General features: G+C 63.2%; 22 protein-coding genes and 1 pseudogene. 13 read left to right on the top strand and 10 right to left on the bottom strand.

Features of this window, described 5'->3' with window-relative positions; translation table 11 throughout:
* Positions 1–14 precede the first annotated feature (14 nt).
* The 7 genes from NKJ94_RS00675 (at position 15) to NKJ94_RS00645 (ending at position 7,237) form a co-directional block, all read left to right on the top strand.
* Positions 15–974: an ABC transporter permease gene (locus NKJ94_RS00675; RefSeq protein WP_352522484.1), complete on the top strand. Its 960-nt coding sequence runs from the start codon at positions 15–17 to the stop codon at positions 972–974.
* Between the two features lie 10 nt (positions 975–984).
* A complete protein-coding gene (locus NKJ94_RS00670; RefSeq protein ID WP_352522483.1) occupies positions 985–1,809 on the top strand; it encodes an ABC transporter permease in 825 nt (274 codons plus the stop codon).
* Positions 1,809–3,461, top strand: coding sequence for an ABC transporter ATP-binding protein (locus NKJ94_RS00665; protein ID WP_352522482.1), 1,653 nt, complete (start codon positions 1,809–1,811; stop codon positions 3,459–3,461). The genes NKJ94_RS00670 and NKJ94_RS00665 overlap by 1 nt, the downstream gene beginning before the upstream one ends.
* Positions 3,462–3,562: 101 nt before the next feature.
* Positions 3,563–4,402 carry an alkaline phosphatase family protein gene (locus NKJ94_RS00660; protein WP_352522481.1) on the top strand — a complete coding sequence of 280 codons (840 nt, stop codon included), beginning with the start codon at positions 3,563–3,565 and terminating at the stop codon, positions 4,400–4,402.
* A gap of 159 nt (positions 4,403–4,561) precedes the next feature.
* Positions 4,562–5,125 carry a sigma-70 family RNA polymerase sigma factor gene (locus NKJ94_RS00655; protein WP_352522480.1) on the top strand — a complete coding sequence of 188 codons (564 nt, stop codon included), beginning with the start codon at positions 4,562–4,564 and terminating at the stop codon, positions 5,123–5,125.
* A complete protein-coding gene (locus NKJ94_RS00650; protein WP_352522479.1) occupies positions 5,122–5,790 on the top strand; it encodes an anti-sigma factor in 669 nt (222 codons plus the stop codon). The genes NKJ94_RS00655 and NKJ94_RS00650 overlap by 4 nt, the downstream gene beginning before the upstream one ends.
* A complete protein-coding gene (locus tag NKJ94_RS00645) occupies positions 5,780–7,237 on the top strand; it encodes a S8 family serine peptidase (RefSeq protein WP_352522478.1) in 1,458 nt (485 codons plus the stop codon). Before NKJ94_RS00650 ends, NKJ94_RS00645 begins: the two co-directional genes overlap by 11 nt.
* Before the next feature lie 11 nt (positions 7,238–7,248).
* Here the strand turns inward: NKJ94_RS00645 and NKJ94_RS00640 are convergent, their stop codons facing one another.
* Positions 7,249–7,743 (bottom strand): DUF8737 domain-containing protein, encoded by a 495-nt coding sequence (locus NKJ94_RS00640; RefSeq protein ID WP_352522477.1) that lies wholly within the window; start codon positions 7,741–7,743, stop codon positions 7,249–7,251.
* A 22-nt stretch (positions 7,744–7,765) separates the two neighbouring features.
* Entirely contained in the window at positions 7,766–7,954 is a 189-nt protein-coding gene (locus tag NKJ94_RS00635; protein ID WP_352522476.1) for a hypothetical protein, read from the bottom strand.
* Positions 7,955–8,036: 82 nt separating this feature from the next.
* On the opposite strand from NKJ94_RS00635, the gene NKJ94_RS00630 reads away from it, so the two are divergent.
* Positions 8,037–8,945 carry a LysR family transcriptional regulator gene (locus tag NKJ94_RS00630; RefSeq protein WP_352522475.1) on the top strand — a complete coding sequence of 303 codons (909 nt, stop codon included), beginning with the start codon at positions 8,037–8,039 and terminating at the stop codon, positions 8,943–8,945.
* A gap of 67 nt (positions 8,946–9,012) precedes the next feature.
* Here the strand turns inward: NKJ94_RS00630 and NKJ94_RS00625 are convergent, their stop codons facing one another.
* Positions 9,013–10,035 carry a substrate-binding domain-containing protein gene (locus NKJ94_RS00625; protein WP_352522474.1) on the bottom strand — a complete coding sequence of 341 codons (1,023 nt, stop codon included), beginning with the start codon at positions 10,033–10,035 and terminating at the stop codon, positions 9,013–9,015.
* Between the two features lie 360 nt (positions 10,036–10,395).
* On the opposite strand from NKJ94_RS00625, the gene NKJ94_RS00620 reads away from it, so the two are divergent.
* From NKJ94_RS00620 to NKJ94_RS00600, 5 genes are all read left to right on the top strand, one after another.
* Complete coding sequence (locus NKJ94_RS00620) at positions 10,396–11,751, top strand: ABC transporter substrate-binding protein (protein ID WP_352522473.1); 1,356 nt, start codon at positions 10,396–10,398, stop codon at positions 11,749–11,751.
* A gap of 227 nt (positions 11,752–11,978) precedes the next feature.
* A complete protein-coding gene (locus NKJ94_RS00615) occupies positions 11,979–12,992 on the top strand; it encodes a carbohydrate ABC transporter permease (protein WP_023680221.1) in 1,014 nt (337 codons plus the stop codon).
* A gap of 1 nt (position 12,993) precedes the next feature.
* Positions 12,994–14,148: a carbohydrate ABC transporter permease gene (locus NKJ94_RS00610; protein ID WP_352522472.1), complete on the top strand. Its 1,155-nt coding sequence runs from the start codon at positions 12,994–12,996 to the stop codon at positions 14,146–14,148.
* Between the two features lie 4 nt (positions 14,149–14,152).
* On the top strand, positions 14,153–15,817 hold the full coding sequence (bglA, locus tag NKJ94_RS00605; RefSeq protein WP_352522471.1) for a beta-galactosidase BglA: 1,665 nt from the start codon (positions 14,153–14,155) through the stop codon (positions 15,815–15,817).
* A 25-nt stretch (positions 15,818–15,842) separates the two neighbouring features.
* Positions 15,843–16,955: an ABC transporter ATP-binding protein gene (locus tag NKJ94_RS00600; protein WP_352522470.1), complete on the top strand. Its 1,113-nt coding sequence runs from the start codon at positions 15,843–15,845 to the stop codon at positions 16,953–16,955.
* A 185-nt stretch (positions 16,956–17,140) separates the two neighbouring features.
* On the opposite strand, the gene NKJ94_RS00595 is transcribed toward NKJ94_RS00600, so the two are convergent.
* The 7 genes and pseudogenes from NKJ94_RS00595 to NKJ94_RS00565 all read right to left on the bottom strand — a co-directional run bounded on the left by NKJ94_RS00595 (position 17,141) and on the right by NKJ94_RS00565 (position 22,525).
* A complete protein-coding gene (locus NKJ94_RS00595) occupies positions 17,141–17,377 on the bottom strand; it encodes a DUF680 domain-containing protein (RefSeq protein ID WP_352522469.1) in 237 nt (78 codons plus the stop codon).
* 68 nt (positions 17,378–17,445) lie between these two features.
* Entirely contained in the window at positions 17,446–17,652 is a 207-nt protein-coding gene (locus NKJ94_RS00590; RefSeq protein ID WP_352522468.1) for a DUF680 domain-containing protein, read from the bottom strand.
* Between the two features lie 72 nt (positions 17,653–17,724).
* A complete protein-coding gene (locus NKJ94_RS00585; RefSeq protein ID WP_352522467.1) occupies positions 17,725–17,928 on the bottom strand; it encodes a DUF680 domain-containing protein in 204 nt (67 codons plus the stop codon).
* Between the two features lie 442 nt (positions 17,929–18,370).
* A complete protein-coding gene (locus tag NKJ94_RS00580) occupies positions 18,371–19,117 on the bottom strand; it encodes an FAD-binding oxidoreductase (RefSeq protein ID WP_352522466.1) in 747 nt (248 codons plus the stop codon).
* Positions 19,114–19,725 carry a molybdopterin-dependent oxidoreductase gene (locus tag NKJ94_RS00575; protein WP_352522465.1) on the bottom strand — a complete coding sequence of 204 codons (612 nt, stop codon included), beginning with the start codon at positions 19,723–19,725 and terminating at the stop codon, positions 19,114–19,116. The genes NKJ94_RS00580 and NKJ94_RS00575 overlap by 4 nt, the downstream gene beginning before the upstream one ends.
* Positions 19,726–19,860: 135 nt before the next feature.
* Positions 19,861–21,398, bottom strand: a pseudogene (locus NKJ94_RS00570) (DegQ family serine endoprotease).
* A 401-nt stretch (positions 21,399–21,799) separates the two neighbouring features.
* The gene (locus tag NKJ94_RS00565; RefSeq protein WP_352522464.1) at positions 21,800–22,525 is read right to left on the bottom strand and encodes an MBL fold metallo-hydrolase; all 726 of its coding nucleotides are present in this window, start codon (positions 22,523–22,525) and stop codon (positions 21,800–21,802) included.
* Positions 22,526–22,532: the final 7 nt, after the last annotated feature.

The raw sequence follows: 22,532 nt of genomic DNA, 5'->3' as shown, positions 1-22,532 counted from the left end.
CCGGCCTTGCGGATATGTCCTCACCCATCGTGAAACTGGTGGCCCAGCGCATTGCGCTGGGCATCGTCCTGCTATTGGCCGTTTCGGTCCTCATCTTCGCCGGCACCCAGATCCTGCCCGGCGACGTTGCGCAAGCGATCCTCGGACAGTCGGCGACGCCGGAGTCGCTCGCCAATCTGCGCGAGCAGCTCGGCCTCAACGACCCGGCCTATATCAGGTATTTTCGCTGGCTCGGCGGCGTGCTCACTGGCAATCTTGGCACCGCGATGTCGAGCGGGCAGGATATTGCGACCTCGATCAAGGGGCGGCTGTGGAACACGCTGTTCCTCGCCTTCTGGGCGGCGATCATCGCGGTGCCGCTGGCGATCATCCTCGGGCTCATCGCGGTGCGCTACCGCAATGGCTGGGTCGACAAGCTGATCTCTGGGCTGGCGCTCGCCTCGACATCCTTTCCGGAATTCTTCATCGGCTATGTGCTCGTCTATTTCTTCGCCGTGAAGTGGCAGATCTTCCCGGGCATCTCGACCGTCTTTGACGGGATGCCTTTCCTCGAGCGCATGCAGGCGATCGCTCTGCCGGCGGCGGCACTGACGCTGGTGGTGCTCGCCCACATGATGCGCATGACACGCGCCGCGATCCTCAACGTCATGCAGTCGGCCTATGTCGAAACGGCGGAGCTCAAGGGGCTTTCGGCCTTCGCGGTCATCCGCAGGCATGCCTTCCCCAATGCGATCGCGCCCATCATCAACGTCGTGATGCTCAATCTCGCTTACCTCATCGTCGGCGTCGTCGTGGTCGAAGTGATCTTCGTCTATCCGGGCATGGGGCAGTATCTCGTCGACCACGTCACCAAGCGCGACGTGCCGGTGGTGCAGGCGGTGGGGCTGATCTTTGCCGCCGTTTACATTAGCCTGAACATCATTGCGGACATAGCGGCGATCGTCGCCAATCCGCGCCTCAGACATCCGAAATGAGGGGGCGGGTATGCTCGTCATAAAACGCATCCCCATCCCGGCGCTGATCGGACTGGTGCTGACCGCATTGTTCGTGCTGGCGGCGATCTTTGCGCCCTGGATTGCACCGCACGGCAATGGTGAGATCGTTGGCGACGTGTGGGAGCCGATGTCGGCCACACATTGGCTGGGCACCGACAATCTGGGCCGCGATCTGTTGTCACGCATGATTTACGGCGCCCGTATCACCCTGTTCATCGCAGTGCTGGCCACCGCATTGTCGTTCTCGCTCGGCGCTATCCTCGGCTTCTCTGCCGCGGTGTTCGGCGGCTGGTTCGACACGCTGCTGTCGCGCCTCGTCGATCTCCTGATGTCGATCCCGACGCTGATCATGGGCCTCGTCGTGCTCTCGGTGCTGCCAACCAATTTGGTGACGCTGATCCTGGTGATGGGCATTCTCGACTCGACCCGCGTCTACCGCCTGTCGCGGGCGGTGGCGGTCGACATTAACGTCATGGATTATGTCGAGGCGGCCAAATTGCGCGGCGAAGGCAGCGGCTGGATCATCTTCCGCGAGATCCTGCCCAATGCGCTGTCGCCGCTGGTTTCTGAACTCGGCCTGCGCTTCATCTATGCCGTGCTGTTCTTGTCGACCTTGTCCTTCCTCGGCCTCGGCGTGCAACCGCCGGACGCCGACTGGGGCGGCATGGTCAAGGAAAACAAGGACGGTATCGTCTTCGGAATTGCGGCGGCACTGATCCCGGCGGCGGCGATCGCCGCGCTGGCGATTTCCGTCAATCTTGTCGCCGACTGGGTGCTCAACCGCACGACAAGCCTGAAGGGAGGACGCGGGTAATGGCTGACCAGCGACCGAAGTCCGTGCTGCTCGATATCCGCAATCTACGTATCGAGGCCACGGTGTACCCGCCGGGTGAGGCGCCGAAGAACATCGTGCTGGTGCACGATGTCTCGCTGACGCTCGAAAAGGGCAAGGTGCTCGGCCTGATCGGCGAGTCCGGCGCCGGCAAGTCGACCATCGGCCTGTCGTCGATGGGCTATGGCCGTGGCGGCGTGCGCATCACCGGCGGCGAGGTCATCCTCAATGGCCGCGACATCCTGAAGAGCGGCAAGGAGGGATTCCGCAAATTGCGCGGCCGCGAGGTCTGCTATGTCGCGCAATCGGCGGCAGCTGCCTTCAACCCGGCGCACAGGCTGATGGACCAGGTGGTCGAGGCAGCACTGCTGCACGGCATCGCGACGCGGGCCGAAGCCGAAAAGCGCGCCGTCGCGCTGTTCAAGAAGCTCAGCCTGCCGAATCTCGAAAGTATCGGCGAACGCTTTCCGCACCAGGTGTCGGGCGGCCAGCTGCAGCGCGTGATGACGGCAATGGCGCTGTGCTCGGAGCCCGATCTGATCGTCTTCGACGAGCCGACCACGGCACTCGACGTGACGACGCAGATCGACGTCTTGGCGGCAATCAAGGACGCCATCCGCGATACGCATGTGGCGGCGCTCTACATCACCCACGACCTTGCCGTCGTCGCCCAGGTCTCGGACGAGATCATGGTGTTGCGCCACGGGCGGCTGGTCGAATGGGGCGGCACCCGCCAAATCATCAAGGAGCCGCGCCAGGAATACACCAACGCGCTGGTCTCGGTGCATCAGATCGAACACCAGGAGCAGAAGCCAGGCGCGACGCCGTTCCTGTCGGTCAAGAATATCACCGCCGCTTATGGCCGCAGCCACATCAAGGTGCTGAAGAACGTTTCGGTCGACATTTTCCCGGGCCAGACGCTGGCGGTGGTCGGCGAGTCCGGCTCCGGCAAGTCGACACTGGCGCGCGCCGTCACCGGCCTGTTGCCGCCCGAACAGGGAACAGTCACCTTCGACGGGCGTCCGCTCGCCAACCGGCTCGCCGACCGGCCGAAAGAGGATCTTCGTCAGCTGCAGATGATCTATCAGATGGCCGATGTGGCGATGAACCCGCGCCAGACGGTCGGCACCATTATCGGCCGGCCGCTCGAATTCTATTTCGGTCTGCGTGGAAGGCAGCGGGACGCCCGCGTCGCAGAACTGCTCGACAAGATCGAGATGGGCAAGGGTTTTGTCGACCGCTACCCGGCCGAGCTTTCCGGCGGCCAGAAGCAGCGCGTCTGCATCGCCCGTTCGCTCGCCGCCAAGCCGAAGCTGATCATCTGCGACGAGGTGACCTCGGCGCTCGATCCACTGGTGGCCCACGGCATACTGGAGCTGCTGCTCGAGCTGCAGAAGGAGGAGAATGTCGCCTATCTCTTCATCACCCATGATCTCGCAACGGTGAAGTCGATCGCCGATTCCATCGCGGTGATGTATCGCGGCGAAGTGGTGCGCTACGGTGCCAAGAGCAAGGTGCTGGCGCCGCCCTTCGATGCCTACACCGATCTTTTGCTGTCGTCGGTGCCCGAAATGGAGATCGGCTGGCTGGAAAAGGCGATCAAGGGACGGCGCATGGCAAGCGCGGGGAACTAGCGGGCCGGCCGTTGCGCCTACGATCAGGTCCTGGCCTGGATTGAACGGCAGGCCCCAGACGCACGCTCTGACTTTTTCGATTGAATCGCATGGAGCCGCCCGTGGCGCTCAAGACAAAACTATTGCTCATCATCCTTGACGGCGTGCCTTACCGGAACTGGCGACGGCTGATGGGCAATCTCGAAGGCTGGGTGCAATCAGGCGAAGCACGCGTGTGGAAGATGCGCTCCGTGCTGCCGTCGACCTCGGCCTGCTGCTATGCCTCGATCCACACCGGCGTGCCGCCTCAAGTGCACGGTATCCTGTCAAACGAGAACCGGTTTCGCGTCGAACAACCGGACATCTTTTCCGAAGTCACCAAGGCCGGCGGCAAAACTGGTGCGGTCACCCACTCCTACTGGTCCGAATTCTTCCGGGTCTATCCGTTCGACTTGGTCGAGGACATGGAGTTCGACGAGCCGGGCGGGCCGATCAGCCATGGCCGGTTTCACACCATGACCGGCTACAATGCCAGGAACCAGATGACGCCGAGCGACGTCGACCTGTTCGCGACGTTGACCATGCTGACCCGGCGCCACGGCATCGACTACGGCATCCTGCACAGCTGCACGCTGGACTCGATGGGCCACCGCTTCGGCCACGACTGTCACGAGATGGATCATGCCGTCTATGCAGTGGACGCCATGCTCGCCGGCTTCCTGCCGCGCTGGCGGGACGCCGGCTACGAGGTGATCGTCACCGCCGATCATGGGCAGACCAATCGCGGCCATCATGGCGGCCATGACGAGGAGATGCAGGATTTCGCACTTTATTACTTCGGATCCGGCGAGGGTCCGGAAGCCAACACGCTGCTCGATCAGCTGCAGCTCGCCCCGACGGTGCTGAGGCGCCTCGGCGTGCCAGCGCCGGCGACGATGAAGGCAAAGCCGTTTCTCAGTTGATCCGGCAGCTCGCTTCTCCCAAGGGAGAAGGGAAAGCGCTCCCTCTGGCCACGCTCCCGCTCTTCGGCTAGCCTCCGCAAAAGTCCTCGGGCGGATGCGGTGAACCTTTTTGGGCCGATCAGCGACAGAGCAGGCAGGAGCCAGGCGGCTCGACCGGCGATGACTGCCGCAGAGACCGATCGCGCGCTTGTCGAGCGAGTCGCGAACGGCGACCGTGCCGCCGTGCGGCTCCTGTTCATGCGCCACCACGCGCGGGTCTACCGCTTCGTGGCACGCCAGACGGGATCGGAACTGATGGCCGACGATATCGCGAACGAGGTGTTCCTCGAACTCTGGCGGCAGGCGCCGGCCTTCGAGGGGCGCTCGGAGGTCTCGACATGGCTGCTCGGCATTGCCCGCTTCAAGGCGCTGTCCCTGCTGCGCAAGAAGAAGGAAGACTGGATCGACGACGATGACGCGGCCCAGGTCGCCGACGGCGCCGACACGCCGGAAGTCGTGACGATGAAGGAAGACAAGGCCGCTGCCTTGCGGCGCTTCATCGATGCCATGCCGGAAGAACACCGCACGGTGATCGACCTTGCCTATTATCACGGGCAGTCGGTGAGCGAGATCGGCGAGGTGCTCGGCATCCCGGTCGCCACGGTCAAGACCAGGATGTTCTACGCCCGCAAGAAACTCGGCGAAGCCCTCAAGGCCGCTGGTTACGACAGGGGATGGCCATGAGTGCCGCTGAAAAAATGTCGCGCCGCGACGAAATGGAAATGCTGCTGCCGTTTTATCTGAACGGCTCGCTGGAGGGCGCCGAGCTCGAAGTCATCGAGGAATGGCTGGCGAGCGATCCGGCGGCGATGGCCGCACTTGGCGAGGCCGAGGCCGAATTCTCCGGCACCGCTGCCGCCAACGAGGCAATCCGCCCGCCGGCCGATGCGCTCAGCCGCTTTGCCAAGGCGCTCGACGCCGAGGCCGGTCCGGCCCGCGCGCCTCCGGCATCGTCCTGGCTGGCGCAAGCCTGGAGCCGCCTCATGGCGGTGCCGGTCGGCGTCGCCTGGGCCGCGGCCGCAGTGCTGCTGGCTCTGGTCGTGGTGCAATCCTTTGTGCAGACAGGCAACAAGAGTGACGACTTCGAGATTGCCGGATCGGAAGACGATCTGGCCAAAATGCCGTTTGCGCTGGTGAAGTTCAAACCGGATGCGAAGCTGTCCGACATCGTCGCTTTTCTCGACCAGAACCAGTTGAAGATCGCCGGCGGGCCTACCGCCGACGGCGTCTTCCGCCTCGGCGTTCCGGCCAAGACCGCCGCGGACTATCAAAAACTGCTCGGCCTTATTGCCGCCCAGCCTTTCACTGAAGCTGCCCTGGAGGGAAGGAAACCGGCTGATGGCGGCTAAGGCGGTCATTCGATTGACGGCGGTGATGACAATCTTCGCCGCGTCCGCAATGGCGCAGACCAACGACCCGAACCTCACCCAGGCGGAGATCGACTGCCTGAACCGGGCAAGTGCGGCCGGCGCCGACTGCGCCAAGGATGGCGGCGGCGTGAAGGATGGCGGCAAAACGCCGGCTAAAGCTTCCACGGCGAGTGCCGTGTTTCTTCCCGCGCTGATCGTCGACTTGTTCCCCAATCCTGCCGTAGTCGCCGAGGCGCCGATACCCAATCCTGGCAATACCGCAGCCCCGCCGTCCGCTCCACCCGCCGATGCGCCAGCAGTACAGGTGGCCGCGCCGGGCGGTCCGGTCGTAGCGCCGACCGATCTTGTCGCAACCGAGCCGCCGCGCGCGGTGATCGGCGATTTCGTGCCTGACGAGGTGCTGGTCACGATCAATGGCGATGCCGGCGCGGTCCAGCAGATCGCCGCTTCGTTCGGCCTCGAGATACGCTCGCAGCGGCAGTCGCGGCTGCTCGGCAACACGCTGGTGCGCTTCGGCATTCCCGATGGCCGCCCGGTCGGGGTCGTGCTGGCGCAGCTTGCCGCCGACGGCCGCACTTTGCGGCGTGAGGCCAACCATGTCTATTCGCTGCAGCAGGCGGCCAGCATCGTCAATTATGCGTTCGAGCGCATCGCGCTCGACGCCAACGAGGCCAGCGGCGACAACGTCCGCGTTGGCGTCATCGATACCGGCATCGACGACAGCAATCCAGCGCTCTTCGGCGTCATTGCCAAGCAGTTCGATGCCATGCCCGACGTGCCGATCAAGGCGCGCGACCACGGCACTTCGGTCGATGGATTGATCGCCGGCACCGGCGCGTTCAAAGGCATGGCGCCCGGCGCCAGGATCTATCACGCCCGCGCCTTCGAGGGCGGCAAGTCGACCATGGACGTCATCCTTTCGGCGCTCGACTGGGCGGCGGACCAGGACGTCCGCATCATCAATATGAGCTTCGTCGGCCCGAAGAACGATCTGCTCGGCATTGCCTGCCACAATGCCCGGGCGCTCGGTATCGTACTGGTCGCGGCCGCCGGCAATAATGGGCCGAGGGCGCCCTATGGTTATCCGGCCGCCTTCGACGGTGTGATCGCGGTGACGGCCACCGATGCGAAGGACGGGCTGATGCCGCAGGCCAATCGCGGCGCCTACGTCTTCATCTCCGCTCCCGGCGTCGAGATGGTAGCGCCAAGCGGCGCCGGCTCGGATGTGGTGACCGGGACTTCCTTTGCAGCGGCGATCGTGACCGGTGCCGTCGCCAACCTGTTTCATGCCGCACCCGACCGTTCGGCCGACTGGGTCGAGAAAGCACTTGCCGCCACCGCAAGGGATCTCGGTCCCAAGGGGCGGGACGATGATTTCGGCTTTGGCCTGCTGGACACCAAGGCGGCCGAGGCGGCGAAGGAATAGTCCGTGACGGCTCAAGTCGCGTTTTGCCGAGGACGCACCAGAAAATAGAATGCGACGATGTGCGTGATCATCAGCAGCGGTACGTAGATGATCGGGATCGCGTAGGTGGCGCCCAGTTCGCCGGCGTGTGCAGGAAGGCCGATCTGGACGGCATGGTAATAGTCGACGATGAGGTCGACCGTCCCTACGACATTGAAGGCGACGACGAACAGCCAGAAGAGCCGGCGTATCCTCACCGTGAGCAGCGCCAGCATGGCCAGCACCCCTGTCGCGAAGTCGCCATCGGCGGCAAACACGGCGAAGTCGGCGGGCAGATTGGGGCTTACGACGCCCGGAAGGAGGAAGACGAGCCCAAAGAAGCGGAAGCTGTGCAGCGTAGCGATAGCGCGCTGCGCTGCGACCCGGTCCATCGACCTGAGCCACGGCAAACCATATGCGCCGAAGCAAAGCAGCCACGCGACATAGCCGAGAACGAGATGGGTTTGGAACACCATTTCCGTGGACATTTGGCCTCCTCTCAACGTTGGTTCACGCGGCCTCGAACACCGCGCTCGGGACGCCGAGCCGGTCGTTCATGAGATTCCGTCCCAGGTCGGCGGAAAGCCGCGCGAAGTCCGGTCCCGCGCCGAGATTTGGCGAAGGTCGCGGCCCCGGCAGCCGCTTGGTCAGGCCAGTGGCGCGATGGTGGTCGCGCACGCCATCAAGTCCATCCGTCATTGCAAGATGTCTCCGAGCTTCAGCCGATTACCCCCTAAGCCCGCTACCGCAATTCGGCTATCCGGTGTAATCACAATACCCTATGAAGCAGAACTACACAGTCCGACATGGTGCGCTGGAGGGCGTCGAGGCGTTCCTGGCTGTCGCCAGGCGCCGCAACTTCCGCCGTGCCGCCGCGGATCTCGGCGTGACGCCGTCCGCAGTGAGCCAAGCGGTGCGCGCCCTGGAAGCTCGCATGGGCACGGCGCTGTTCGTCCGCACGACGCGGAGCGTTGGTTTAACCGAGCCTGGTCAGCGGTTCCTCGACCGTGCCGGCCCTGCTTTCGAAGAGCTCGTCGCGGCCGGCGAGGCCGCGCGCGATATCGGCCAACGGCCGACCGGTCTGCTGCGCCTGTCTGTACCCCGCGCTATCGTGCCGTTGATGTTGGAGCCGGTGATCGCGTCGTTCTGCCAAGCCTATCCTGAGATCGAACTGGAGATCGCCGTGAGCGACCAGATGGTCGATCTGGCGACCGGCGGGTTCGATGCCGGTATCCGCCTCGGCCAGCTCATTGCCGCCGACATGGTCGCGGTGCGGCTGACTCCGCCGTTCTCGTTCGTGGTCGTCGGCAGCCCTGACTATCTCGAGCGCCACGGCCGTCCCGAGCGTGTCGACGACTTGCGCCACCACGCCTGCTTACGCTTGCGCCGCTCGAATGGCGCCATCGCGCCCTGGTCTTTCATCGACGGCAACGGCGCGATCGAAGCGATCGTCTCAGGCCCGCTGATCGCGCACGACTATTCGACGTTGGTCGGGGCTGCGATGCGGGGCGTTGGGCTGGCGCAGACGCCGCGACCCCTCGCCGAAGGTCCGATAGCCGAAGGAAAACTCAAGTCGGTGCTGGACGGCGTCGCCACCACGACGCCGGGCGTCTTCCTCTATCATCCTGGCAAGCGCCAGGTCCTGCCGAAGCTGCGCGCCTTCATCGATCACCTCAAATCCGCGGCCTGAGACCAGGACGCACAGCAACCGCCAACGCTGGCTAACAGCCGCCATTCAGAGTGATCGAGTCGTGCCCCTAGGCCGGTGCGCCGGCCACCGATCCCCTGACCACCAGATCGACCGGCCAGACCTCGCCGCGGGCGCCCTCCTCCAATCCGGAAATCCGCGCCGCCAGCCGTTCGGCGATGCGCGCGCCGGCCAGGCGGATCGACGAACGCGTCGTCGACAGCGGCACCGAAAAATTTTCCGGCTTCAGCCACGGGAAGACGTCGTCATGGGCGATCAGCGACAGGTCGCCTGGAATGGTCAGGCCGAGATCGCGCACCGCGCGCACCACGCCGAGCGCCATGATCAGGCTGGAGCAGGCGATCGCCGTCGGCGCGTCGCTTTGTTCCAGCAAGCGCCTGGCAGCGCGGTAGCCGTTCTCCTCGGTCATGGTGAGGGAACAGACATGCTGTTCGCTAAGCATCAAGCCGCTTGCCGCAAGCGCGCGCCGCACGCCGCGCTCACGATGGATGGCGAAGGTCTCGCGATCGTCACCATTGATCAGTGCCAGCCGCCTGTGACCGAGCTGGACGAGCAGCCGCGCCGCCTCGTGGAAGGCGCCCTCATTGTCGATGTCGGTGAAGGGATAATCGAAATCGAAGCCTTCGCTGCGGCCGTGGACGATGAAGGGAATGCCGAGCGTATTGACCAGCGCCACGCGCCGGTCGGCCGGCCTCGGCGAGGAGATATAGACCGCGTCGACCTGCCGGTTGGCGACAATGCGGCGGTAAGTCGTCTCCTGGTCGTCGGCATCGGCCGGTGACAGCACCAGGTCGAGCTCGTGCGAACGCGCATAGTCGCCGAGGCCGGACAGGAACTCGACGAAATGCGGGTCGATATCGACGGTCGTTCCCGTCGGCAGCACATAGCCGATCATGCCGGTCTTGCCGGTTGCCAGCCGGCGGGCGCTCGGGTTGGGGCGATAGCCCTGGCGCTTGGCGGCATCGACCACCCGCCGGCGCGTTTCCTCGTTGACCTCCGGGTAGCCGTTCAATGCGCGGCTGACCGTGGTCTGTGAAAGCGCCAGCATGTGGGAGAGCTGCTTGAGGTTCACCGGAGGCCTCCAAACCCCAAAGCGCTTTTAATCTGAATCGATGTGGCCACTACGAACCGCGTCGCCGAGCGCGATGACCATATGCATCGCTCGGGCCAGTTTGAAGCCGAATTTGCTGCTGCACCGCCATAATACTGTGCTGCAGCGCACTTTCGCCGCTTCTCGGCGCAAAATTAAATCGATTAGCCCGGCCTCCTCTTGACTCCCGACCAATTCAGTGGCGAGATCAAAATCACCAAAGCGCTTTGGAAGACTCTACGAAAGGTTGCGGTTCCTTTCCGACTGAGTCACAGTCCTGCAGCGCCGGCGGACGGAATGGAGGTTTCGTTCGGTGTTTGTCACCACTGGGAGGGAATACCGATGAAGAAAATGCTTCTGCTGGGTGCTGCGTTTGCCACGCTTGCCCTGGCCATGCCGGCGCAAGCCGAATTGAAGTTCAAGCCGGGCGAAGATCCCCGTTTCAACTGGGCGAACTACGAAGAGCTCAAGAAAGTCGACCTCAAGGGCGAGACGCTGACGATCTTCGGACCGTGGCGCGGCGAGGACGAAGGGCTTATCCGCACCGTTCTCGATTACTTCTCCGAAGCCACCGGCGCCGAGATCAAGTACTCCTCGTCGGAGAATTACGAACAGCAGATCGTCATCGACACGCAAGCCGGCAGCCCGCCCAACATCGCCGTGCTGCCGCAGCCGGGCCTGATCCAGGATCTGGCGTCGAAGGGCCTTTTGACGCCACTCGGCGACGACACGGCCAACTGGGTCAAGGACAATTACGGCGCCGGCCAATCCTGGGTCGACCTCGGCACCTTCAAGGACAAGGACGGCAAGCCCGGCTTCTTCGCCTTTCCCTACAAGGCCGACGTGAAATCGCTGGTCTGGTACTCGCCGGACAATTTCGAAGAAGCCGGCTACAAGGTGCCCAAGACGCAGGAAGAGCTTGCCGAGCTCGAAAAGAAGATCATCGCCGACGGCGGCACGCCATGGTGCATCGGGCTTGGTTCGGGCGGCGCCACCGGCTGGCCGGCGACCGACTGGGTCGAAGACATCATGCTGCGCACCCAGACGCCCGAGACCTACGACAAATGGGTGAAGAACGAAATTCCGTTCAACGATCCGGCGGTGGTCAACGCCATCGACATTTTCGGCAAGATCGCGACCGACGACAAGATGGTCGAGGGCGGCGCCAAGGCGGTTGCGGCGACCGATTTCCGCGACAGCCCGAAGGGCCTCTTCTCGGTGCCACCGAAATGCTATCTGCACCACCAGGCATCGTTCATCCCGACCTTCTTCCCGCAAGGCACCAAGATCGGCGAGGATGCCGACTTCTTCTACTTCCCGCCTTACGCTTCCAAGCCCGAGCTCGGCACTCCGGTGCTCGGCGCCGGCACGCTCGCCATGATCACTAAAGACAGCAAGAGTGCCCGCGCGTTCATCGAATTCCTGAAGCTGCCGCTCGCTCATGAGATCTGGATGGCACAGGGCGGCTTCGTGACGCCGTTCAAGTCGGTCAACAAGGACGCCTATGCCAGCGACGCGCTGAAGAAGCAGGGCGAGATCCTGGCCAACGCCTCGACCTTCCGCTTCGATGGGTCCGACCTGATGCCGGGCAAGATCGGCGCCGGCGCCTTCTGGACCGGCATGATCGACCTGGTCGGCGGCAAGTCCGCCCAGGACGTCGCCACCGACATCCAGAAAAGCTGGGACGCGATCAAGTAAGCGGCCGGCTTGAGTTCCCGATCCGATGCGATCCGGGCCTCAAACGGCCCGGATCCTACCCGGTGCTTGGCGTCGCGTCGATTGTCGTGAGCACAACGCATTCCGGCATGACGCGCGCCCAGTGACCTGCTTTTCGGCTGGTCGCGCTCCAGACAACTGAATCGGCGCATGATCCCGTCGCCAAAGCCATTCTCGACTGGCGGATCCGTGCGCAGGGCGAGGGACCCATGGCGGCTCAGATTTTTTCGGCGATATTCGTCATCATCATCGGCGTGGGCGGCTGCGTCGCCTATTTCTGGGGCGCCAACAAGGCACTCGACACGATCTTTCCGGCGCGCGGCGTTTCCGGCAAGGCGGCGATCAACAATCTGCGCCGGCAGGGGGTGATCCGGCCCTGGCTGTTCGTCGGCCCGGCGATGATTATCCTCACCATCTACCTGATCTACCCGGTGGTGGAGACGCTGAGGCTGTCGTTCCTCGATCGCGGCGGCGCCCATTTCGTCGGCTTGGCCAACTATCAATGGGCGTTCGGCGACCGCGAGTTCCGCAACTCGATCCTCAACAATATCATCTGGCTGGCGGTGGTGCCGGCCGCCTGCACCTTCCTCGGGCTGATCATCGCCGTGCTCACCGACAAGATCTGGTGGGGCACCATCGCCAAGAGCCTGATCTTCCTGCCGCTGGCCATCTCCTTCGTCGGCGCCAGCGTCATCTGGAAATTCATCTACGAGTATCGCGGCGACGGCCAGACGCAGATCGGCCTGCTCAACGCCATCATCCAGTATTTTGGCGGCCAGCCGCAGGTCTGGATATCGCTGCCGTTCTGGAACAATTTCTTCCTGATGGTCATCCTGATCTGGATCCAGACCGGCTTTGCCATGGTCATCCTGTCGTCGGCCTTGCGCGGCATTCCGGAAGAAACGCTGGAAGCCGCCGTCATCGACGGCGCCAACCCTTTCCAGATCTTCTGGAAGATCATGGTGCCGCAGATCTGGGGCACCATCGCCGTCGTCTGGACCACCATCACCATCCTGGTGCTGAAGGTTTTCGACATCGTGCTGACCATGACCAACGGCCAGTGGAACAGTCAGGTGCTGGCCAATCTGATGTTCGACTGGATGTTCCGCGGCGGCGGCGATTTCGGCCGCGGCGCCACCATCGCCATCATCATCATGATAGCGGTCATTCCGATCATGGTCTGGAACATCCGCCAGGCGAACAAAGAGACGGAAGGGCATTGAGATGGCCGTGTCGACCGGAAAGTCCTTTGTCAGCCGTTTCGGCGTCCATATCGCCGTCTTCATCTTCGTTGCGATCTGGACGATCCCGACGCTCGGCATTCTGGTCTCGTCGCTGCGCGACAAGGATCAGATCATCGCTTCGGGCTGGTGGAACTCGTTCACCAGTTCCAGCCAGACGGAAGCCGGCCGGCTGCCGCCCGCCTCGGCGCAGGTCGAGAAGGTCGGCAAGTTCGTCCTGCAAGGCAATATCTTCGGCGATGGTCCTGCCCGCAACATCAGCGCCTTCGGCGTCAAGTCGGCAGCGCCGACGCAATATCCCGCCGGCACGACAGCCGATCTCGGCGACGGCGTGACCCTGCAGCTCAATGCCGACGGCAGTTTCGTCATGACCTCGCCGAAGGCCTTCGAAAGCGAACGTGGCCAGCGCGTGTATTACGCCTCGTCGGCGCCGCCGAAATTCACCACCGACAATTACGACACAGTGCTGTTTTCGGAAGGCATCGGCCGCTCCTTCATGAATTCGCTGACCGTCACCATTCCGGCGACCGTCATCCCGATCCTGATCGCCGCGTTCGCCGCCTACGCGCTGGCCTGGATGCGCTTTCCCGGCCGGGCCCTGCTCATCGCCGTCATCATCGGCCTCCTGGTCGTGCCACTGCAAATGTCGCTGATCCCCCTGTTGAAGCTCTATAACGGCGTCGGCAGTTTCTTCGGCGTGCCGTCGAAGACCTATCTCGGCATCTGGCTGGCGCATACCGGCTTCGGCCTGCCCTTCGCCATCTATCTCCTGAGGAGCTATATTGCCGGCCTGCCACGCGAGATCATGGAATCGGCGCGCATCGACGGCGCCAGCGATTTCGAGATCTTCGTCAAGATCGTGCTGCCATTGTCGTTCCCGGTGCTGGCCTCGTTCGCCATCTTCCAGTTTCTCTGGGTGTGGAACGATCTGCTGGTGGCGATGGTTTTCCTTGGTACCGAGGGCGACCAAATCGTGCTGACCGCCAAGCTCAATGCGTTGCTCGGTTCGCGCGGCGGCGACTGGGAGATCCTGACGACTTCGGCCTTCGTCACCATCATCGTGCCGCTGATCGTGTTCTTCTCGCTGCAACGCTATTTCGTCCGCGGGCTGCTTGCCGGCTCGGTGAAAGGAGGTTGAGATCATGCAATCCGCTTTGAAGGCGACCCCGAAGCCCGATCTCGCTATCGATCGCGACTGGTGGCGAGGTGCCGTGATCTATCAGATCTACCCGCGCAGCTATCAGGATTCGAACGGCGACGGCATCGGCGACCTCAGAGGCATCATCGGCCGGCTGCCCTACATCGCCTCGCTCGGTGTCGACGCCATCTGGATCTCGCCATTCTTCAAATCGCCGATGAAGGATTTCGGCTACGACGTGTCGGATTATTGCGACGTCGATCCGATGTTCGGCACGCTGGCCGACTTCGACGCGCTGACCGCCGAGGCGCACCGGCTTGGCCTCAAGGTGATGATCGACGAGGTGCTGTCGCACACCGCCGACATCCATCCGTGGTTCAAGGAAAGCCGTTCGAACCGGAGCAATCCAAAGGCGGACTGGTATGTCTGGGCGGATGCCAAGCCGGACGGCACGCCACCCAACAACTGGCTGTCGATCTTCGGCGGCTCGGCCTGGCAGTGGGACACCAGCCGCCAGCAATATTATCTGCATAATTTCCTGGCCGAGCAGCCCGACCTCAACTTCCATAGCCGCGCGGTACAGGACGCGCTGCTCGACGTCACCCGCTTCTGGCTGGAGCGCGGCGTCGATGGCTTTCGCCTCGATACCATCAATTTCTATTTCCACAGCCAAGGCCTGGAAGACAATCCGCCGCTGCCGCCTGAGCAGCGCAACGACCAGACGGCGCCGGCCGTCAACCCCTACAACTACCAGGACCATCTCTATGACAAGAGCCGGCCTGAAAACCTCGGCTTCCTCGAACGCTTCCGCGCCCTGCTCGACGAATATCCGGCGACGGCCGCGGTTGGCGAAGTCGGCGATTCGCAGCGTGGGCTGGAAGTGGTGGCGGCCTATACGGCCGGCGGCAAGCGCGTGCATATGTGCTATTCCTTCGACTTCCTGGCGCCGGAGAAGATCAGCGCGGCAAAGGTGCGCTCGGTGCTGGAAACCTTCGGCAAGGTGGCCAGCGACGGCTGGTCGTGCTGGGCCTTTTCCAACCATGACGTGATGCGACCTGCCTCGCGCTGGGCGGCCAACGAGCCCGACCCGACCGCCTATCTCAAGGTCATCTCGGCGCTGCTGATGTCGTTGCGCGGCTCGGTCTGCATCTATCAGGGCGAGGAGCTCGGGCTCAGCGAGGCCGAACTCAGCTTCGAGGATCTGCAGGACCCATACGGCATCCGTTTCTGGCCGGAATTCAAGGGCCGCGACGGCTGCCGTACGCCGATGGTTTGGGACGGCGCCGCTCGCAATGGCGGCTTCTCGACGGCAAAGCCCTGGCTGCCGGTGCCCAGCAAGCATCTAGCGCAAGCGGTCAACGTGCAGCAGGGCGACGACGGCTCGCTGCTCGAGCACTACCGGCGCTTCCTGGCTTTCCGCCGCGCCCATCCGGCGTTGACCAAGGGCGATATCGAGTTCATCGAAAGCGAGGGCGACACCGTCGCCTTCACGCGCCGCGAAGGCAACGAGCAGATCGTCTGCGCCTTCAATCTCGGAGCAAAGCCGGCCGAAGTCGATCTTGGCGGCCGCTCATTGCAGCCCTTGCCGGGACACGGGTTTTCGGGACAGACTGGCGCCGGCACTATCCGCCTCGGCGGCTACGGCGCCTGGTTCGGGCGTATCGACTGAATTCAAGGAAGAACTGGAGGGTACCATGGCCGATGTCAGGCTAAGGCAAGTGAAGAAATCATACGGCAATCTCAACATTCTGCACGGCATTGACCTCGACATAAAGTCGGGCGAATTCATTGTCTTTGTCGGTCCCTCGGGTTGCGGCAAGTCGACCTTGCTGCGCTGCATCGCCGGGCTCGAGGAGATCACCTCGGGCGAGCTCAGGATAGACGGCGAGATCGTCAACGACGTGCCGCCGTCGAAGCGCGGCATCGCCATGGTGTTCCAGTCCTATGCGCTCTACCCGCATATGACCGTCTATGACAACATGGCCTTCTCGATGAAGATCGGCAAGGAAAGCAAGGCCGAGATCGACAAGCGGGTGCGCCAGGCGGCCGAGATCCTGCAGCTGACCAAATATCTCGACCGTCTGCCCAAGGCGATGTCGGGCGGCCAGCGCCAGCGCGTCGCCATCGGCCGCGCCATCGTGCGCAATCCCAAGGTCTTCCTGTTCGACGAGCCGCTATCCAACCTCGACGCGGCGCTGCGCGTCGCCACCCGCATCGAGATCGCCAAGCTCAAGGAATCGATGCCCGCTACGACGATGATCTACGTTACCCACGACCAGGTCGAGGCGATGACGCTGGCCGACCGCATCGTGGTGCTGAAGGAAGGTCATATCGAACAGGTCGGAACGCCGATGGAGCTCTACAAGCGGCCCGGCAATCTGTTCGTCGCCCAGTTCATCGGCTCGCCGGCGATGAACATCCTGCCGGCGACGATCGACAAGACCGGCAACCCGACGGTCGTCAGCCATGTCGGCGGCCGCAAGGCGACGGTGCCGATCGCAACGCCTGCCTCCGCGAAAGGCGCTGCGGTGAGCTTCGGCGTGCGGCCGGAGGATCTGATGATCGCCACCGGGGCCGACTATTTGTTCGAAGGCACGGTCGATTATGTCGAGCAGCTCGGCGAAGTCCAACTCGTCTATGTCGACATCGGCCGCGCCGACCTGCCGCTGGTGACCAAGCTGCCGGGCAATGTCGGGGTCAAGCGCGGGGCGACGATGCGGCTGACGGCGGATGCCAGTGATCTGCATATCTTCGATGCGGACGGACACTCCTTCGCGCTCCATGAAGCAGAAGCAAAGGCGGCCTGAACTCTGGAACGGTTCATCGTTTCACGGAAACGCCGAACCGCGCTATCTTTTTTGACGCAATTCCGGACGGAAAACCGTTTCACACTTTTCCTGGAATTGCTCCGAGCGGGCGTTTTCTCGGCACGCAAAAAACAAGAGCAGCGGGCATGGCCCGCCGCTCTTGTTCAGGAAATCCAGCTCGGCTGTTAGCGGCCGAACAGGTTGCGGTCGGCGCCCTGAGGCGCGGACTTCGGGACGTCGCCCGACGAATTCAGCAGCTTGTAGACCGGCGAATTGCTGTCACGTACCGAAGACGTCTGCGTCTTGTCGACGTTGACGGTCGACTGCTTGTTGATGTCGGTCCCGCCAACATTGTCGTTGCGGGCATAGGCGCTGCCGGCGGCGATCAAAAGAGCGGCGGCAGTAAGAACAATCTTTTTCATTTGGATACTCCTGGATTTTCGAATCAAGCGGCGGGCATGCCCGCCCGCCTTAGTGGTGGGATCGGCTGTTAGTTGTTGCCGAAGAGGTTGCGGTCGGCGCCCTGGACGACCGGCTGCTTTTCAGCCTGGTCCGACTTCTTGACGGAAGCCGTGTAGGAGCTGTCGACCAAGACAACCGGCTGGTTGGCTCCGTTGGAACCATAATTGTCGCTGCCGGCGAAGGCGCTGCCGGTGATGGCCAAAACGGCGACGGCAGCAAGAGCGATCTTTTTCATTTCAATACTCCTGAATTTTTTTCAGATCCCGGGCGGCGGCTATGCCCGCCGCCCTGATGCTGGGATCGGCTGTTAGTTGTTGCCGAAGAGGTTACGGTCGGCGCCCTGGACAGGCTGCTTGTCGGCATGAGCCGGCTTCTGAATGGAAGCCGTATACGAGCTGTCGACCGAGGCGGCAGGCTGGTTCGCACTATTGGAACCAAAGTTGTCGCTGCCAGCGAAGGCGCTGCCGGTGATGGCCAAAACGGCGACGGCGGCAAGAGCGATCTTTTTCATTTTTTAGTACTCCAGTATCTTAGTTTTCGGTCCGTCTAGCGGCGTGTCTTGGGAGGAATTCGCGTCGTTCGGACAGCCCCGATGTGGGAAAGCCAATGGCCAGTTTCCAATCACGAAGTTGTTTGGTGTGGACCAAGAATCTACACCTTGAAATTGTGCCAGAGATTCCTTTCGCCACAATTTTATTGCTAAACATCAAGTAGATAGCCCATAGCATCGGTCTGGCTGCAAGGTGACTTGGAGAGGCAGCGTTCACAGCGTCCTGCACGCATTGTCAACAGAAACGAACCGTTCGGTTCGATTTTTCAAACCGATAAAAGTCGCAGCCGAGGTTGTTTGTCGAATCGTTAACCATTTCGGCCAAATGCGGCGTCGGCGTTGCGGCTGCTTTGGCCTGCCTTATGCCGCCCAGCGAAGACTGCAACGGGCAAGCAGAACCGGGTCAGACCCCGTAACGTTCGGTGCGGATGAGAGCCGCGGGAACGCCGGCATCGATCAGCGCCTCGGCGGCGGCCGTCACGAATGCGTTCGAGCCGCAGACGAAGGCGAGCTTCGGCGGCGCGGGCAGCCTGGTCATGGCTTGCACCATCATCGCGGTGTCGACCCGCCGCGCATAATCCGACGGTCGGCGGGCCGGCTCGCGCGTCAGCGTCAGCACCAGATCGAAGCCATCCCGGCGCTCGGCGAGGTCGATCAACTCGTCGCGAAAGATCACCTCGTCCCAGACCCGCGCGGAAAACACCAGGGCGGCGGCGACCAGCGATTTCCGCATCGCCCGGTGACGGACCATCGCCATCAGCGGCACCACGCCCGACCCGCCGCCAACCAGCAGGAGCGGTCCGCCATCGCTGTCGGACCAGACGAAATGGCCGCCGAGCGGCCCGCGCAATTCGACCTCGTCGCCCACCGCCGCGATCTCGTGAAAGAACGGCGAGACCTCGCCGTCCTCGAGTTTTTCAATCGCCAGCTCGATGGTCTCGCCGCCCTCCGGCGCCGAGGCAATGGAGTAGGAGCGGCGCGCCTGATAGCCGTCCGGCGCCGTCAGCCTGACGTCGACATGCTGTCCGGCACGATAGGCGAAAGGCCGCGACGGCTGCAGGAAAAAGCTGGTGACGCGCGGCGTGCGCTTTTGGATGCGGGTGATGGTGACCGTCTGCCAGGGCGACTGCGCCGCCGGTCCATCGCTCATGGATCGTTCGTGTAGCGCTGCTCGCGCCACGGATCGCCATAGATATGATAGCCTCGCAACTCCCAGAAACCCGGCTCGTCACGCTCGGTGAACTGCAATCCGTTCAGCCATTTGGCCGATTTCCAGAAATAAAGATGCGGAACGAGCAGCCGCGCCGGCCCGCCATGGTCGGGCGTGATCGGCTTGCCCTCGTAAAGCAGCGCCACCATCGCCTTGCCGGCGGTGAGATCCTTCGTCGGCACATTAGTGGTGTAGCCGTCGAAACCCAGCGCCAGCGTGAAAGCGGTCGGCGGCTCAATGCCGGCATCGGCAAGGATGTCGTCGACCAGCACGCCCTGCCACGCCGTGTCGAATTTGGTCCATGCGGTCACGCAATGGATGTCGCGCGTCATCTTGGTCAAGGGCAGCGCGTTGAACTCGGCCCAGTTCCATTTCTTGATCGGCCGCGGCCCGTGCTTAAGCGTGAACGACCAGTCCTCGGTGCGCACGTGCGGCGTCGGGCCGGCCGACAGGACCGGGAACCCTTGCTCGAGATACTGCCCCGGCGGGATGCGTGCATCCGTATCCGTCGGGGGCTTTCGTCCGGAAGAGAAGCCGCGGGTAACCATCGAGAATATCCGTTTGCGCAAGGTCCAATCGAACTTTGCCAGTTTTCTCGAAGACGCGCCCGCGGGCAACTGAAATCTTGGCTCCGGCCTGGCGGCAAAAAACTCTACATCGACCTTGGCGGCGCGCTGCCTGCCTCAACCACTGGCGAAGGGGACGGCGACAAACATCTGGGCGTCGCCGCGCTCGACAAGCAGCAGCACCGATTTCTTGCCGGATTTGGCAGCCTGCACAATCGCCTGATTTGCCTGTCCGGCGCTCCGCACCGGAGTCTGGTCGACGCCGACGATGATGTCGCCGGGCTGGATGCCGGAAGCCGATGCCGCCTTGTTCGGGTCGACGCGCTCGACCAGTGCGCCGTGCTGGTTTTCTGGCAGGTTCATTGCCTGGCGCACATCCGGAGTGACGTCCATCAGGCCGAGACCGAGCGCCGGTGCGCGAAGGCCCTGCCCCGTCGACGGCTGACCTGAATCGCCGGTCACCGATCCCGTTGCCGTGTCGTCTTCGTTGCGCCCGATCTCGACGGAGATCTGCAGGCCTTTCCCCTTGCGCCAGACATTGAGGGCTTCCCTCGTGCCAGGCGCAACGTCAGCGACGGCGCGCGACAGATCCCTCGGATCCTTTATCTCCTGGCCGGCGAAGCTGGTAATGACATCGCCGGTCTCGAGGCCGGCCTTGGCGGCCGGCGATCCGTCGCTGACCTGCGCGACCAGCACGCCGGCGGGGTGATCGAGGCCGATGGCGCTCGCCACATCAGGCGTCACCGGCTGAATCTGGACGCCGAGATAGCCGTACTGGATGGAGCCGCCCTTCATCAGCTTGGCGACGACCTTTTGCGCCTGGTCGGAGGGGATGGCGAAGCCGACGCCGACGCTGCCGCCATTCGGCGAAAAGATCGCGGTGTTGATGCCGACGACATCGCCGTTCACATCCGTCAGTGGGCCGCCGGAATTGCCCGGTTGATCGGCGCGTCGATCTGAATGAAGTCGTCAAACGGGCCGCTGTGCAGGTCGCGGCCGCGCGCCGAGACGATGCCGGCCGTGACCGTGGTGCCAAGGCCGAAAGGATTGCCGAAGGCGAGCACCTGATCGCCCGGCATGAGTTTGTCGGAACTGCCCCATTTGACGGTCGGCAAGGGCTTGCCGACGTTGACCTTGAGCACGGCAAGATCGTTCTTGGCGTCATGGCCGATCAATTTGGCGGGAAGCTCGCTGCCGTCGTCGAGCGTCACCTTGACCGACTGGGCGCCGTCGACGACGTGATTGTTGGTGACGATCATGCCGTCGGAGCCGACGATGAAGCCTGAGCCGAGAGCCTCGGTGCGGGGCGCCTGTTCCGGCGGTGTCTTGGGGGCGGGCAGTCCCTGGTCACCGAAGAAACGGCGGAAATAATCGTCGAAAGGCGAGTTTCCGCCGAAGGGAGAGGCGTCGCTCGTGATGTCCGGCTGTTGTACTTTCATGACCGTCGTGATGGTCACCACTGCCGGTTTGTCGGCCGCCACGACCGGAGCGAACGAGCCGCGGGGCGCCGTCATGCCGGTGACAGGTGGGGTCACTGTTGCCGCCAGGACATCATTCAGCCTGGGAGCGAAGGACAGGGCGAAGGGGCTGACTATCAGTGCGGCGCCCAGCAAAGCGGCGACGCGATGTCTGCGAAGGGTGTGGATTGGTGACATGGCCGTTGTCCGGGCGAGAGATTGGTGGAGCGCCGCAACGTTCCGTCACCGGAACAATTCATCGGCGCGTCGGTCGTCGGCGTTGCCTGTCTCGCCTGTCACGGCAGCCGACCGGATCGACAGCCCCGCATCTAGGGCGCCGATCGGAGTGTCCAGATGAGGTTACGAAGATTTAATTTCCGGCTGGACGAAGATTTGATTTCCGGCTGGCAACCGCCTTGCGGCGTTGCCGCCGAAACCCGAAAATACAAAAACCCGCCTCGGGAGGCGGGTCGTTGGGGCGAATCAGCACCATACCCAAATTAGTAGCATAGCTGCCGGCACAAAGCAAGAACAAAATAGCTGCCCAAGACAAATCGCTTCACATTTGCGCCGCCCCGTCACTGCCACTGCCGAGGCCGCTATGCCGCTGTCCCGTCGGTCCGGCTGAGATAGGCGGTGGCAATCTCGCGCATCCGCCTGCCGTCGAAGCTCGGTCCATGGCCGCCATGGCCGATGCGGATCGGCAGCTCGAGCAGCCGCTGCATCGTCCGGCGGTAGGCGGCACGATCCGAATCCGGCAGGTCGTCGATCAGCATGGCGTCGTAGATGGCGTCGCCGGCGAAGAACAGGCCGTCAGTCTCGTCGAACAGCGCGATCGAATCGGGAGAGTGGCCGGGCAGATGCAGCACGCGGAACTGCCGGTCGCCGAGGTCGACCATATCGCCCTCGTCCAGGGTCCGGGTCAGCGGCGCCGGCGGAATCCTGTAATCGGCCGCTTTCCAGCCTTCCGCCGGCAGCTTGGAGACAGCGCCTTCCAGATCGTGGAACATGTAGGCGTAGGTCACCGCTTCATCCATGCTGTCGAACTGCGCGGCGCTGTGGCGCGGCCCTGCCCGCAACGGAAACTCGTGCAGCGAACCGACATGATCGAGATGGATATGCGTGGCGACGGCGAGCAGCGGCTTGCCGGCCGGCGTGTCGATCTGCGGCGCCAGCGGGCAGATCCCCATGCCGGTGTCGACCAGCAGGTCGACATCGCGGCCGCGCAAATGCCAGATGTTGGCACGCACGAAATCATGCACGAAGGGCTCGGTCAGCATCGTCGTCTTGGCGTCGACGATGGTTTTGCTGAACCAGTTGTCCATCAGGTCA

Origin of the sequence: Mesorhizobium sp. M0060 (assembly GCF_040323155.1) — a bacterium.
Lineage (GTDB): Bacteria > Pseudomonadota > Alphaproteobacteria > Rhizobiales > Rhizobiaceae > Mesorhizobium.
Note: the sequence above shows the minus strand (reverse complement) of the source record. Positions and strands in the feature narration are given on the sequence as shown.